This is a genomic window from Pseudomonas sp. PMCC200344, assembly GCF_030053095.1.
Lineage (GTDB): Bacteria > Pseudomonadota > Gammaproteobacteria > Pseudomonadales > Pseudomonadaceae > Aquipseudomonas > Aquipseudomonas svalbardensis.
Genome location: NZ_CP125618.1, coordinates 4,971,844 through 4,984,378, shown reverse-complemented (window position 1 = coordinate 4,984,378; position 12,535 = coordinate 4,971,844). Strand labels below are relative to the sequence as shown.

The window sequence follows — 12,535 nt, the reverse complement described above, 5'->3', positions numbered from 1 at the left end:
CTGAGAAACGTCGCCGAGGCGAAGGCGGCCTGATCGGAGGGTTTATGGCGCAATCGAGATATCGAAGGTCTGAAACGCATCATCCACCGGCCGGTAACCCAACACCCGCATGGTTTCACTGAGGTCCAGGCGCTTGAAGCGGTTGTTGGAAATGCCGTGGGCGATCAGGTGTTGCACGCCTTCGACCTCCACCGAACGCTGCAGCAACTGCACCGCATCGCGTGGGCTCAGCCAGGCGCTCAGGTCTCGGGCGTTGGTCAGTTCATGACGGTCCGGGAATTCGAAAGCGCCGATCCGTATCGCGATGGTCGAGAGGTTGCGTTTGGCAGCATAGAACGCACACAACGCTTCGCCGTAACACTTGCTGACGCCATACAGATTGGCCGGCATGACCTGCATGCCCGGGGTGATCTGCCGGTCCACCGGATAGCCTTCGATGGTTTGCGCACTGCTGGCGAACACCAGTCGCTTGCAGCCAGCCGCCGCCGCGGCTTCGAACAGGTAAGTGGTGGCCAAAATGTTATTGGGCAGCAACTCATTGAAAGTGGCAGTGGCGTGAGGAATACCGGCCAGGTGCACGATGACGTCGATCCCTTTCAATACTTCGCCCATGGTCGCGGGGTCGGACAGCTCCAGGCTGACGAAACGGTGAGGCGCATCGACCGCAAAGTCGGGCTCGATGCGATCCGTCAGGACGAAGGTGTAGCGGTCTTTTGAGGCTTCGAAGAAGGTTTTGCCGATTCTGCCGCAGGCACCGGTCAGCAGTACGTTGAGTCCGTTCATGAGTCTCTCTTTTCAGGGTAGGAGCGTTGCGGGTTTGGCGTTATGGCAGGCCGTTGCAGCCATGTTTCAGGAATCCCGGGCGTTGTGCCAACCGTTGGAAATACTCGTCGATGGCGGGGTAGTCAGGGCGCTCCATCGGTGTCATCAGCCAGCGGTTGACTGACAGTCCGATGACGATGTCCGCCAGTGTGAAGTGCGGCCCGGCGACATACGCTTTGGTGGCCGCGAGCTGATGCTCGAGGATGCCCATTTTCTGATTCCAGCCGTGTACACCGGCGGCAATGTGATGCGGGTCCCGGAATTCCGGATCTTTGCGTACCAATGCCGTGAACGCATAGCTCCAGGAGGCATTGAGTTCGGTGGCTTGCCAATCCATCCACTGCTCTACCCGAGCGCGGGCCGCCGGTTCGTGGGGTAGCAGATCGGTGTTGTGGTGTTTACCGGCCAGATAGCGGCAGATGGTGTTGGACTCCCACAGCACGCCGGCCTCATCGATGATCACGGGCACCAGTGCGTTGGGATTGAGCCTGAGAAACTCCGGCGTGTGGGTCGACGCATAACCGCCGCCCCAGTCTTCACGTTCGTAGGCAACACCCAGTTCCTCACAGGTCCACAGGACTTTTCTGACGTTGATGGACGAGGCTTTTCCCAGAATCTTCAGTGCATGTTCCATTGAGCTACTCCGTTAGCGATTTGACGCTTCAGGAATCTAACAGACATTCAGCGTTTTCAAACCGGATCTGGCAGCGCCGAAGTTGGCAAACCAAACGTGCGATCAAACAACCAGTTGAAGGCGAAGGTGTAGCACGGGATGAAAATGATCAGCGCCGCGTCCAGCAGAAAGGCTTGCACCAGGCTGATGTTCATCCACCAGGCGATCAACGGGATGAGGAACACTATCAAGGTTAGTTGAAAACCCACGGCATGGGCGATGCGCCGTTTAACGGTGCGGGTTCGCGAAGGCTGGCGGCTTTCCCAGCGCTCGAACAGCGTGGTGTAGATGAAATTCCAGGTCACCGCGATGGTGGTAATGATCACTGCCAACGGGCCAGTGCTGCCGGGCGAGGTGCCGGACAACAACGCCAGACCCAGGGCCGAGAAGGTCATGCCGATGACCTCGTAAAGCGACACGTAGAGCAGTTTTCGTTTAACGCCTTGCATGGGAATTTGCCTCTTTCTGCGAACTTGAAGCCAGGAGCACTGGCGAAGGCGGCGAAAGATAGCTTCAATAGGCGTGACAGAAAAAGTCGGTAGCTTTCAGTTTTATTGATAGGAAGAGGAATGAATTTCAACAGTGACAGCATCGAGTTGTTCCTCGCGGTGATCGAGCGCGGCTCGTTTTCCGCTGCCGCTCGGGCGCTGGGTAAAGTGCCGTCGGCGGTGAGCATGGGCATCGCCAACCTGGAAGCCGAACTCGGTTATCCCCTGTTTGATCGCAGCCATCGCGAGCCGGTGCCGACGGCGATGGCCAGCGCATTGGTGCCGCATGCGCGACTGATTGCCGAGCAGCTCAAACAGCTGCAAGTGCATGCGGTCGAGTTGTCGCTGGGGCTTGAAAGCAAGTTGTCAATCGGGGTCGTGGCGGACATCGACAAGGGCCGCGTGATGGCGGCGATCAAGGTCATCGCCGAGCGTCATCCTCTACTGGACATCGAAATGCTCAGCGCGCCGCAGGATGATGTGCTGGCGATGCTCCACAGCGGCCGGGTCAGCGTTTGCCTGGCGTTCGCCGGGCTGAGCATGAACGTGCTGGAGCGGTTCCAGTTCGTCGGCACCGAACGGATGATCGCCACACTGGCGGCGGACAATCCGCTGTTTCAAGGCCAGGATGTGTATCTCGAAGATTTGGTCCACGTACGGCAAATCATCGTCGCCAGCCGCGACCTGCCGATCAGTGAAACCCGGCCGCTGGTGGCCGAGTCTTACTGGCGCACCGACACCTTGGCCATGGCGCTGGAAATGGTCGAGGCCGGATTGGGCTGGGGCAATTTTCCGCTGTCGGTGGTCCAGCCGTTGCTCGACGTCGGAAGGCTCAAACGCCTGAGCTTCCGCAACATTGAGAACGGACTGGTGCTGCCGGTGCATGCGGTGTGGCTCAAGAGCCAGCCGTTGCAGAAAGGGGCGTTGGCGTTTGTGGAGTTGATGGGGCGTTGATGCTCGGACAGGGTGACTTTTGTTCGAATAGTCACTAAGTTGCTGGCCACTTGTCTGTTTTGGACAGGGCTATCAAAGGAGTGACGGCGCGTGAACAAGGGAATGTTCAAATGGGGTTATGTGGCGGGTTTGTTGGCGCCGATTTGGCTGCTGGTCGGTGTAGTGACTACCGGCAGGCTTTATCCCGGTTACAGCCATCTCAATCAGGCCATGAGTGAGCTGGGTGCAATCGGGGCACCGACTCATGGGGTGTCGCCGCTGATCAATAATTTTCCGTTGGGTGTGTTGTTTATCGTCTTCGGTCTGGCCGCGTTCGCGACCCTCCATACCTCGAAACTCGCTCGACTGAGCGCCGTGCTGATCGTGCTGCACGGTGTTGCCAGTTTCGGTACCGGGTATTTTTCCTGCGATATCGGCTGTGGTCTGGCAAATCCCTCCGACAGTCAGAAGCTGCATAACCTTTCGGGTCTGGTGATGTTTCTGACGCTGTTGATCGCCAGTGCGCTATGGATCTATCTAGCGTCGCGAGTACTGGGCTTGAAGTGGTTCGCCTGGTTCTCCCTGGTGTGCACCCTTGGAGCGTTGTCGGTGCTGCCTTTGATGGGACAGGCCGTTGAGGCGGGGCAGGGGTTCGGTTTGTATCAGCGGATCAACTATGGCGTGTCGATCCTTTGGGTTGGCGTGTTTGCCGGGGTGCTGATAAGCCGTCGCGCTTAGTAACCGATCGTTCCCACGCAGCGTGGGAACGATCAAAGCGTCAGGTACTCTCGCGCACCTTCAACTCAAACCCCATGTCCTGCACCGGTTTTGCAACCGTATTACCAGCCATCAACGTCAACATCTGCTCCGCCGCGCGCCGGCCGATGGCTTCTCGCGGGGTGCTGATGCTGCTCAGGCGCGGCACCATGTGCGCCGAGGCCGGCAGGTCGTTGAAGCCGAGGATCGCCACTTGTTCGGGGATCTTGATCCCGCAGCGCATGGCTTCGAGCAGTGCGCCCTGGGCCAGGTCGTCGTTGCCGAAGAAGATCGCATCGACATCGGGATGACTGGCGAGCAGTTGCAGGAACAGTTCGCCACCGAGACCGACGGAGGAGGCGCGCGGGGTCAGCACTTCCAGATCCGGGTCATATAAACCGGCCTTTTGCAGGGCTTTGCGGAAACCTTCGCCGCGCAGCAAGGTGCGTTGATCGAGTTGCGCGCCGATGTAGGCCAGACGCTTACGACCGCGTGACAGCAAATGCCCGGCCGCTGTATCGCCGGCCGCGAGTTGCGAAAAGCCCACGCAATTGAGCCCGGCGGCGCTGTCCAGTTCCATCATGTACACGCACGGAATGTTGCTGGCCTCGATCATCCGGCGCGAGCTTTCGGTGCGGTCGAAACCGGTCAGCAGCAAACCGCGAGGCTGATACGCCATGTAGTTGCGCAGCAGGTTTTCTTCTTCATCACGTGAGTAATGGAAGTTCCCGATCAGCACTTCGAAGCCTTTTGGGCGCAAAACCTGATGAATGGCTTCCAGCGTATCAATGAACAATAAGTTGGACAGCGACGGCACCAAAACCACCACCGAATGGCTCTGGGCCGAGGCTAACGCGCGGGCGGCGGGGTTGACCACGTAGTTGAGTTCAAGCGCCGCTTTCTGCACTTTTTCCACCAGTTCGGTGGCCACCGTGCTGACCCCGCGCAGGGCGCGAGAGGCGGTGATCGGGCTGACACCGGCCAGGCGTGCGACTTCGTTCAAAGTGGGGCGGCCAGTGGTGCGCGTATTTTTATCGTTTTTAGGGGAGATCATCGGACGGCTTGCCAAACAAAATTCGAGGCACTAAGGTAGCGCTGTCTCGACGCCGCTGCAAATGCGTGAGCGGGGTTTGCCTGATCCCCGTTTTTTGGCGTTGGGAACGAACATGCTGCAACCCACAAAAATGACAAGAAGGCGTCGGCAACTTCTGCTTTTTCTAGTGTCATAACTGGCAAAGGTAGCGCTGTCTGCGCGCTGAGGTGTTACATGAATCATCCCATCACCGCCCTGGTCATCATGGGCGTTGCCGGTTGCGGCAAGACTTGCGTCAGCGAGGCCTTGTGCCAACTCAGCGGCGCGACCGCCATTGAAGGCGACACTTTCCACCCTGCCGCCAATATCGAAAAGATGAGCGCGGGTATCCCCCTGAACGACGAAGACCGTGCTGGCTGGCTCGACAGCCTGTGCGATGAATTGCGCCGCATTGACGCCAAGGGCGAACGTCCGGTGCTGACCTGCTCGGCCCTCAAACACATATACCGCGAACGTCTGCGCAGTGCCTTGCCAGGCCTGGGCTTCGTGTTCCTTGAGCTGACCCCTGAAGTTGCCGCCGATCGTGTCTCCCATCGACCGGGCCACTTTATGCCGTCAACGCTGATCGACAGCCAGTTCGCCACCCTTGAATCACCCGTTGGCGAGCCCCTGACCCTGGCTCTGGACGCTTCGAACCACAGCGTCGACCAATTGGCGAAGCAAGCTCATGACTGGTGGCAGGCTCATGGCCTGAAACACGCCGTATGAGTTTTGCCAGAAGAGATAGCGCTGTCCTGATGGCTTGTGAATTCCCCGCTTTAATAACAACAACAACCAGGAGACACCCCTAATGTTTGGCATGTCCCACGAGACGTTCCTGCTGCTCGATGCAGTGGTCACGGTGATCGGGCTTATCGTCCTGATCACCAAGTTCAAGTTTCACCCGTTCATTGCCCTGATCATCGCCGCAGCCTTTCTCGGGCTGACCTCCGGCATGCCGATCGGCACCATCATCAAGGCGTTCCAGGACGGCTTCGGTGGGGTGCTCGGGTTCGTCGGGATCATCCTCGCGCTGGGCACGATGCTCGGCAAAATGATGGCCGAGTCGGGCGGGGCGGATCAGATTGCCCAAACCCTGATTCGCGCGTTCGGCAAGGACAAGGTGCAGTGGGCGATGATGTTCGCGGCCTTTCTGGTCGGTATTCCGCTGTTCTTCGAAATCGGCTTCGTGCTACTGATTCCGCTGGTGTTCATCGTGGCCCGGCGTACCGGCGTGTCGATCATCAAGATCGGTATCCCGCTGCTGGCCGGTCTGTCCGCCGTGCACGGTCTGGTTCCTCCGCACCCGGGCCCGTTGCTGGCCATCGGCGTGTTCGGTGCCGACATTGGTAAAACCATTCTCTACGGCCTGATCGTTGCGCTGCCGACGGCCATCATCGCCGGCCCGATCTACGGCACGTTCATTGCCAAGTACATTCCGGGTCATCCTAACCAGGAACTGGTCGATCAACTGGCGCGTGATAACGATTCTGCCGATCTCCCGAGCTTCGCCATCACCTTGATCACCGTGCTGTCGCCGGTGTTCCTGATGCTGCTTAAGACCTTTGCCGATGTGGTGCTGCCGGACGGCAACTTCTTCCGCACTTTCATGGACCTGATCGGTCATCCGATCTCGGCACTGCTGCTGGCGTTGCTGCTGTCGCTGTACACCTTCGGTTACAAGCAGGGCATTGGCTCCAACCAGATACTCAAATGGCTGGATGCCAGCCTTGCGCCAACCGCCGCAATCATCCTGATCATCGGTGCCGGTGGTGGCTTCAAGCAGATGCTGGTGACCAGCGGCGTTGGTAATGTCATCGGCAACATGGCGGTGGAAGCGCAGATCTCGCCAATTCTTCTGGCGTGGCTGGTGGCGGCGGTGATCCGTATCGCGACCGGTTCAGCCACCGTGGCGACCATTACCGGCGCCGGCATTGTGGTGCCGGTGGTGGGGATGATTCCGGGTGTGAACCGTGAGTTGCTGGTGCTGGCCACCGGTGCCGGTTCGCTGATCCTGTCTCACGTCAACGACGCCGGTTTCTGGCTGGTGAAGCAATACTTCAACATGACCGTGGCGGAAACCTTCAAGACCTGGACGGCGATGGAAACCATCCTGTCCATCGTTGCGCTGGGCTTTATCCTGCTGTTGTCGCTGTTCGTTTAAACACCGCAAAACCAAATGTGGGAGCGAGCCTACTCGCGAATGCGGTGTGTCAATCAACATCAACGTTGACTGACACGCCCCCTTCGCGAGCAGGCTCGCTCCCACAGTGTTATGTGTCAGGCGTCAAGATTTGTTGACCAACCCATCCGCCCGGAACATCCCGCGAATCCCGCGTATGGCCTGGCGAATCCGGTCCTGGTTTTCGATCAGCGCGAAGCGCACGTGATCATCCCCATACTCCCCAAACCCTACGCCCGGCGAGACGCAAACCTTGGCCTCGGCCAGCAGTTTCTTGGCGAACTCCAGCGAGCCCATGTGCGCATAAGCCTCGGGAATCTTCGCCCAGACATACATCGACGCTTTCGGATTCTCGACCATCCAGCCCAGTTCATGCAGGCCTTTGACCAGCACGTTGCGACGCTGACGATACTGCTCGGCAATGTCTTTGACGCACTGCTGATCACCTTCCAGCGCCGCAATCGCCGCGACTTGCAGCGGGGTGAACGTGCCGTAGTCGTGATAACTCTTGATCCGCGCCAGGGCATTGACCAGTTCGGCATTACCGACCATGAAACCGATGCGCCAGCCCGCCATGTTGTAGCTCTTGGACAGGGTGAAAAACTCCACCGCGATGTCCTTGGCGCCTGGCACTTGCATGATCGACGGGGCTTTCCAGCCGTCGTAGACGATGTCGGCGTAGGCCAGGTCATGCACCACCAAAACGTCGTACTGCTTGGCGAGGGCGATCACCCGCTCGAAGAAATCCAGCTCCACGCACTGGGCGGTGGGGTTGGACGGGAAGCCGAGGATCATCATTTTCGGTTTTGGAATCGAGCCGCGAATGGCGCTTTCCAGTTCGGCGAAGAAGTCCACGCCCGGAATCAACGGCACCGAACGCACCTGAGCGCCGGCAATCACCGCGCCGTAGATGTGAATCGGGTAACTCGGGTTCGGCACCAAAACGGTGTCGCCCTGGTCGAGGGTGGCCAGCATCAAATGCGCCAGGCCTTCCTTGGAACCGATGGTGACGATGGCTTCGCTTTCCGGGTCGATGTCGACCTCGTAGCGATCCTTGTACCAATTGGAAATCGCCCGGCGCAGACGCGGAATGCCCTTGGACGTCGAGTAGCCGTGAGTGTCTTCGCGCTGGGCGACGGTGACGAGTTTTTCGACGATGTGCGGCGGTGTCGGGCCGTCGGGGTTGCCCATGCTGAAGTCGATGATGTCTTCGCCACGACGACGGGCGGCCATCTTCAGCTCGGCAGTGATGTTGAATACGTAAGGGGGGAGTCGATCTATGCGCGCAAAGCGGCGCGGCGAACCTTGGTTAGCCATTGTTGCCTCGGGTAACGTGAGCGCCCGGAACCGTCCGAGCGACGCTGGTCACTGCGGTGACCTGTGGCGGAATGTAAGTGCTGATGTGGCAAACTGTCCAGCGACTATGTAAACAAATTTGTCCGAAGGAAATCGGTTGATGGAATTTACCAGTGGCTTCTTGCTGAGCCTTTCGTTGTGCCTGGACATCGGCGTGGCCAACATCGCGATGATCACGTTGGCGATGCAGCGTGGCTATTTTCAAGGCTTCGCGCTGGGTTTGGGGACGTGTGTCGGCGACCTGATCTACGCCGTGCTGGCCTTGGCCGGGATGACCGTTTTGCTGCAATACGAAACCGTGCGCTGGGTGCTGTGGATCGGAGGGTCGGCGCTGTTGTTGTACTTCGCGGCGAAGATGATCTATTCGGCGATTCACCATGAGGCGGTATTGGCGCAGGCCGAAGACGTGGGTCAGAACTCTCATCGGCGCGAGTTTTTCCGCGGGATCTTCCTCGCCATGTCGTCTCCCAGCGCCATTCTCTGGTTCGCGGCGGTGGGCGGCACATTGATCGCTCGTTCCGGTGGCGGTGGCACGCTCAGTTCGGCGTTGTTTCTCGGCGGATTTCTGTGCGCCGGGTTGCTCTGGTGTGTCGCCTTGTGCTTCGCAGCGAGTCACGGCGGCAAGTTACTGGGTGACAAACTGCTGCGTTATTCCTATTTGGCATCGGCAGCGATCTTCTGCTATTTCGCGGTCTACGTGATCCTATCGGGGTATAACGAGTTCGTCGGCTCGGGTGCCGTCGAACAGTTGCATGCACTGTAACTGGGCGAATTCGGTTTGGGTTCTATACTCCCAGCCGAACCCACTTTTTTGTTCCAGGAGTTGAGTCATGGATGAGCAAACAGGCGTCGAAGCCGCCAAGCCACGCTTCGAGCACGGGCACTTCCTGCTCATTGCAGGGCTTGGTGGACGATTTACCGCAGACACGACTAAAGGCATTCCCGATCTCTGGGAGAAATTCATTCCCGAGATGGGCAAAATTCCCGGTCAAAAAAACGAAGTGACCTACGGCATTTGTTGCAATCCGGATGGCAAGGGCGGCTTCGAATACATCGCCGGCGTTGAAATCAGCAAGCTCGACGACCTGCCCGAGAAATACCGTTGGGTTGAGGTCCTGCCTCAGCACTATGCGGTGTTCGAGCACAAAGGCTCTCTCGATCAGTTGCCCCAGACCTTCCAGTACATCTGGAAAACCTGGCTGCCGCAGTCCGGTTATCAGGCGGCGGACGCGCCGGAATTCGAACGCTACAGCGAAGACTTCAACCCGACGCTCAACACCGGTGTGCTGGAAATCTGGCTGCCGCTCAAATCGTAATGAGCCTAGCCCGGGACGGGCACTTCAAAGTGCCCGTCCAAGGCTGTCGTTGACTCCTGGCATCACCCCTCGCACACCGTCCGTTTCGCTCGTTCTATACGCCGTCTTAATACCGCTGCCCCCAATCAGTGTCCGTCCTTGATACCCCCTCACTTACCCTGCAAGGCGCAGATGAGAGCGTGAATTCAGTGCGTTTTTTGTACTGACGCTCTCAGCCGGTACCCGATTGCGGGTGTCCTTTCGTTTTGTCAGGGGGAGCTGTCTTGTTAACACTCGAGTTCATTTACATCGCCAGCGGCCTGTGTGCCGCCTTGTTGTTTGCCTACCTGGGTTACGCCCTTATCCGTGCAGAGAAGTTTTGATGGCCGCAGTCATTGCGGCACAGGCTTTTTTATCAGCCCGTCAGGGCGGTCTTGAGAAAGGAAATCGGCAATGTACGACCTGATTTTTATGGGGGTTAGCGTGGTTTTTTTTGCTGCGACAGCCATGGTCATCGTCGCCATGGGCAAGATTTGAACGGAGCATCGACATGTTGAGCACTATGCTGGAATTTGCGGTGATTCTCGGGTTGATGACCGGACTCGCCGTGTTGATGGGTAAGTGGCTGACGCTGGTATTTACCGGGCGTAAACATGCCTTGGCGGAGCGCGCTACTTATCGTCTGCTGGGGATCGATACGGCCGAAACGATGGGCTGGGCACGTTATGGCTCGGCCCTGCTGCTATCTAATGCGGCGATGATGTTGCTGGGATACATCGTGTTGCGCCTGCAAGTTTTCATGCCGCTCAACCCCTTGGGGCTGAACGCGCAAACCCCTGATCTTGCGTTCAACACCGCAGCGTCTTTTATCACCAACACCAACTGGCAGGCTTATTCAGGTGAAACCAGCCTGTCCAACTTCAGCCAGATGGCGGTCATCACCTTCCTGATGTTCGTCGGCGCAACGTCCGGCGTTGTGGCAGCGGCGGGTTTCATTCGCGGCCTTAGTCGGTCGAACTCCGCTGATATCGGCAACTACTGGGTGGACTTCACTCGCACGCTGTACCGGGTGATGCTGCCACTGTGTTTTGGCATGGCGCTGGTTTATGTCTGGCAAGGCATGCCGCAAACCCTGAATTCCCAGGCACTGGCCACCACTCTGGAAGGTGCACAGCAGCAATTGATCGTCGGCGCGGTGGCGAGTTTCGAGTCGATCAAACACATCGGCACCAACGGCGGCGGCTTCTTCAGCATGAACGCCGCACACCCGTTCGAGAACCCGACTCCGCTGACCAACATGCTGCATATCCTCAGCATGCTGTTGATTCCGTCGGCGCTGACGTACACCTTCGGCAGCATGCTGATGCGTCGGCGTCAGGGGTGGGTGTTCTTTGGCACGTTCCTGGTGATGTTCGTCGGCTTTCTGAGCATCGTTTACACGGCTGAACAAAGTGGCAACCCGCTGCTGACCCGGGTGGGCGCGGACCAGGTGCTGTCGGCCACCCAGAGTGGCGGCAACATGGAAGGCAAGGAACTGCGCTTCGGGATTGCCGACACCAGCCTGTTCGTGACCACCACCACTGGCGCAACCACCGGTTCGGTGAACGCCATGCATGACTCGCTGACGCCCATGGGCGGCTTCGTACCGTTGGCGCAGATGATGCTCAATTGCGTGTTCGGTGGCGACGGAGTTGGGTTTATCAACCTGATCCAGTACGCGTTGCTGACGGTGTTTCTGGTGGGGATGATGATCGGTCGCAGCCCCGAGTTCCTCGGCAAGAAGATCGAGGCGCGGGAGATCAAGCTGGTGATGCTGTCAGTGCTGGCGCACCCCATTTGTATTCTTGGCTTCACGGCCCTGGCGGCACTCTGGCCAGACACCATGAACAGCCTCAACAACCAGGGGCCCCATGGCTTCAGTGAGGTGCTTTATGCCTACACCTCGGGCACTGCCAACAACGGTTCGGCGTTCGCCGGATTGAACGCCAATACGCCGTTCTTCAACACCACAATCGGTCTTGCCATGTTGCTCGGACGCTTCTTCACCATGCTGCCGATGCTCGCGGTCGCAGGTTCCTTGGCGATGAAAAAGAACATCCCGGCCGGTGCCGGCACCATTCCGACCGCCACACCGCTGTTCATGTTCCTGGTGGTGTTCGTGGTGCTGGTGGTGGGCGGCCTGACTTTCCTGCCGGCGCTCGCGCTCGGCCCACTGGTCGAGCAACTGCAGTTGCTGTCTGGCCAGACCTACAAGTAAGGGGGCTGTGATGACTCAAGTACAAACACAAACCAAGATGCAATTTCTGTTTGTCGGCCTGTTGCGCCCGGTGCTGATTTCGGCGGCGTTTTTCATGCTGCTGACCGGGCTGGCGTATCCGTTGTTCACCACACTGGTGGCCAACGTGCTGTTCCCGTTTCAGGCCCAGGGCAGCCTGGTTGAACGGGACGGGTTGGTGATCGGTTCGGCGGTGATCGGCCAGCATTTCACCCGCCCCGAGTATTTCCAGGGACGTGCGAGCATGACCCTCGGCGCAGATCCACTGGACCCGAGCAAAAGCGTGGCGCAGCCGTATAACGCAGGTTCCAGTGGCGCCAGCAACCTTGGCCCTACCAGCCAGAAGTTGATCGATGCTGTGGCCGTGCGGGTCGAAGCCTACCGCCGGCAGAACGGCCTGGCGGCAGATGCGCAGGTGCCGGTGGATGCGGTCACCTCGTCGGCTTCAGGCTTGGATCCGCACATTTCGGTGGCCAACGCACAAATTCAGGCGGCGCGCGTCGCACGTCTGCGCCACCTGCCGCCCGCCGATCTGTTGAAGCTGGTGAATACCCACACCGAACAACGCACCTTCGGCCTGCTCGGCGAACCCCGAGTCAATGTGCTGCAACTCAACCTCGCGCTGGATGCTCTGGCGCCTGCGCATCAGCCACCCCTTGCGGCCAGTGAGTAAGAGAAACAAC

At 58.7% G+C, this 12,535-nt stretch carries 14 protein-coding genes; 9 read left to right on the top strand and 5 right to left on the bottom strand.

The genetic code is table 11. The annotated features are described in order from the left end of the window. Positions 1–42: 42 nt before the first annotated feature. From QFW87_RS22840 to QFW87_RS22830, 3 genes are read right to left on the bottom strand one after another with little or no spacing between them, the layout of a single operon-like run. Positions 43–783 (bottom strand): NAD(P)-dependent oxidoreductase, encoded by a 741-nt coding sequence (locus QFW87_RS22840; RefSeq protein ID WP_283188942.1) that lies wholly within the window; start codon positions 781–783, stop codon positions 43–45. Between the two features lie 40 nt (positions 784–823). Next, on the bottom strand, positions 824–1,456 hold the full coding sequence (locus QFW87_RS22835) for a glutathione S-transferase (protein ID WP_046049512.1): 633 nt from the start codon (positions 1,454–1,456) through the stop codon (positions 824–826). 56 nt (positions 1,457–1,512) lie between these two features. After that, a complete protein-coding gene (locus tag QFW87_RS22830; RefSeq protein ID WP_046049513.1) occupies positions 1,513–1,944 on the bottom strand; it encodes a PACE efflux transporter in 432 nt (143 codons plus the stop codon). A gap of 120 nt (positions 1,945–2,064) precedes the next feature. Here QFW87_RS22830 and QFW87_RS22825 point away from each other — a divergent pair, with 120 nt between their 5' ends. Both QFW87_RS22825 and QFW87_RS22820 read left to right on the top strand, forming a co-directional pair. Continuing rightward, positions 2,065–2,937 carry a LysR family transcriptional regulator gene (locus QFW87_RS22825; RefSeq protein ID WP_283188941.1) on the top strand — a complete coding sequence of 291 codons (873 nt, stop codon included), beginning with the start codon at positions 2,065–2,067 and terminating at the stop codon, positions 2,935–2,937. Between the two features lie 90 nt (positions 2,938–3,027). Then, entirely contained in the window at positions 3,028–3,654 is a 627-nt protein-coding gene (locus tag QFW87_RS22820) for a DUF998 domain-containing protein (protein WP_283188940.1), read from the top strand. A gap of 40 nt (positions 3,655–3,694) precedes the next feature. On the opposite strand, the gene QFW87_RS22815 is transcribed toward QFW87_RS22820, so the two are convergent. After that, a complete protein-coding gene (locus QFW87_RS22815; RefSeq protein ID WP_283188939.1) occupies positions 3,695–4,726 on the bottom strand; it encodes a LacI family DNA-binding transcriptional regulator in 1,032 nt (343 codons plus the stop codon). Between the two features lie 213 nt (positions 4,727–4,939). Between QFW87_RS22815 and QFW87_RS22810 the strand changes: the two genes are divergently transcribed. Both QFW87_RS22810 and QFW87_RS22805 read left to right on the top strand, forming a co-directional pair. Continuing rightward, the gene (locus tag QFW87_RS22810; protein WP_008151141.1) at positions 4,940–5,473 is read left to right on the top strand and encodes a gluconokinase; all 534 of its coding nucleotides are present in this window, start codon (positions 4,940–4,942) and stop codon (positions 5,471–5,473) included. 82 nt (positions 5,474–5,555) lie between these two features. Next, entirely contained in the window at positions 5,556–6,908 is a 1,353-nt protein-coding gene (locus tag QFW87_RS22805; protein ID WP_283188938.1) for a GntP family permease, read from the top strand. Positions 6,909–7,031: 123 nt separating this feature from the next. On the opposite strand, the gene alaC is transcribed toward QFW87_RS22805, so the two are convergent. Next, complete coding sequence (gene alaC, locus QFW87_RS22800; RefSeq protein WP_283188937.1) at positions 7,032–8,243, bottom strand: alanine transaminase; 1,212 nt, start codon at positions 8,241–8,243, stop codon at positions 7,032–7,034. Positions 8,244–8,382: 139 nt separating this feature from the next. Between alaC and QFW87_RS22795 the strand changes: the two genes are divergently transcribed. From QFW87_RS22795 to kdpC, 5 genes are all read left to right on the top strand, one after another. Next, on the top strand, positions 8,383–9,045 hold the full coding sequence (locus tag QFW87_RS22795) for a LysE family transporter (protein ID WP_283181387.1): 663 nt from the start codon (positions 8,383–8,385) through the stop codon (positions 9,043–9,045). A 67-nt stretch (positions 9,046–9,112) separates the two neighbouring features. Then, the gene (locus QFW87_RS22790) at positions 9,113–9,598 is read left to right on the top strand and encodes a GyrI-like domain-containing protein (RefSeq protein ID WP_283188936.1); all 486 of its coding nucleotides are present in this window, start codon (positions 9,113–9,115) and stop codon (positions 9,596–9,598) included. 263 nt (positions 9,599–9,861) lie between these two features. Then, a complete protein-coding gene (kdpF, locus tag QFW87_RS22785) occupies positions 9,862–9,960 on the top strand; it encodes a K(+)-transporting ATPase subunit F (protein ID WP_095130908.1) in 99 nt (32 codons plus the stop codon). Between the two features lie 167 nt (positions 9,961–10,127). Then, the gene (gene kdpA / locus QFW87_RS22780; RefSeq protein ID WP_283181385.1) at positions 10,128–11,834 is read left to right on the top strand and encodes a potassium-transporting ATPase subunit KdpA; all 1,707 of its coding nucleotides are present in this window, start codon (positions 10,128–10,130) and stop codon (positions 11,832–11,834) included. Between the two features lie 10 nt (positions 11,835–11,844). Continuing rightward, the gene (gene kdpC, locus QFW87_RS22775; protein ID WP_283181384.1) at positions 11,845–12,525 is read left to right on the top strand and encodes a K(+)-transporting ATPase subunit C; all 681 of its coding nucleotides are present in this window, start codon (positions 11,845–11,847) and stop codon (positions 12,523–12,525) included. Positions 12,526–12,535: the final 10 nt, after the last annotated feature.

Coding starts and splice junctions, on each gene's coding strand:
- QFW87_RS22840 (WP_283188942.1), bottom strand. CDS start 783: ATGAACGGACTCAACGTACTGCTGACCGGTGCCTGCGGCAGAATCGGC.
- QFW87_RS22835 (WP_046049512.1), bottom strand. CDS start 1,456: ATGGAACATGCACTGAAGATTCTGGGAAAAGCCTCGTCCATCAACGTC.
- QFW87_RS22830 (WP_046049513.1), bottom strand. CDS start 1,944: ATGCAAGGCGTTAAACGAAAACTGCTCTACGTGTCGCTTTACGAGGTC.
- QFW87_RS22825 (WP_283188941.1), top strand. CDS start 2,065: ATGAATTTCAACAGTGACAGCATCGAGTTGTTCCTCGCGGTGATCGAG.
- QFW87_RS22815 (WP_283188939.1), bottom strand. CDS start 4,726: ATGATCTCCCCTAAAAACGATAAAAATACGCGCACCACTGGCCGCCCC.
- QFW87_RS22810 (WP_008151141.1), top strand. CDS start 4,940: ATGAATCATCCCATCACCGCCCTGGTCATCATGGGCGTTGCCGGTTGC.
- QFW87_RS22805 (WP_283188938.1), top strand. CDS start 5,556: ATGTTTGGCATGTCCCACGAGACGTTCCTGCTGCTCGATGCAGTGGTC.
- alaC (WP_283188937.1), bottom strand. CDS start 8,243: ATGGCTAACCAAGGTTCGCCGCGCCGCTTTGCGCGCATAGATCGACTC.
- QFW87_RS22795 (WP_283181387.1), top strand. CDS start 8,383: ATGGAATTTACCAGTGGCTTCTTGCTGAGCCTTTCGTTGTGCCTGGAC.
- QFW87_RS22790 (WP_283188936.1), top strand. CDS start 9,113: ATGGATGAGCAAACAGGCGTCGAAGCCGCCAAGCCACGCTTCGAGCAC.
- kdpA (WP_283181385.1), top strand. CDS start 10,128: ATGTTGAGCACTATGCTGGAATTTGCGGTGATTCTCGGGTTGATGACC.
- kdpC (WP_283181384.1), top strand. CDS start 11,845: ATGACTCAAGTACAAACACAAACCAAGATGCAATTTCTGTTTGTCGGC.